The organism is Corynebacterium sp. c3Ub_189 (assembly GCF_039907195.1).
Lineage (GTDB): Bacteria > Actinomycetota > Actinomycetes > Mycobacteriales > Mycobacteriaceae > Corynebacterium.
In genome coordinates this window covers 1-383 of record NZ_JASBOF010000075.1, presented here as the reverse complement: position 1 = coordinate 383, position 383 = coordinate 1, and the positions used below count along the sequence as shown (strand labels likewise).

Annotated in this window: 1 pseudogene; it reads right to left on the bottom strand. The window is 54.0% G+C overall.

The window, feature by feature from the left end:
* Positions 1–383 (bottom strand): annotated as a pseudogene (locus QKD99_RS11575) (IS30 family transposase); the annotation flags it as partial.

The following is a 383-nucleotide window of genomic DNA, read 5'->3' as shown; positions in this document are numbered from 1 at the left end:
ATGACCTGGTACTGCTCGGTCATCTACTTCTGCTGGCCGGTCGGAAATCATCACCATAGGGTCAACAAACCGCCTGCGGGCACTGCGCGTGCCACGAGGTCGACGTTGGGCGTGACCGCGACGCAGTGCAGCAGCGACTTCCTTTTTCAACTCGCCTTTAGCCTGGAAATACAAAGACTGATAAATAGTTTCAGGACACACGTACATAGTCTCATCACCGGGATAGCGACTGCGCAACCTCCCAGAAATCTGCTCCGGCGAGTACCTATCTTTCACCATCGCCCAGACCACGGTGCGCAAACGTGGATTGGCATCAATCTTGCGCTTTTTCGGTCTAAACCTACGCAACACCGATTTACGGTGCGCATGCGTGGGAAGATACA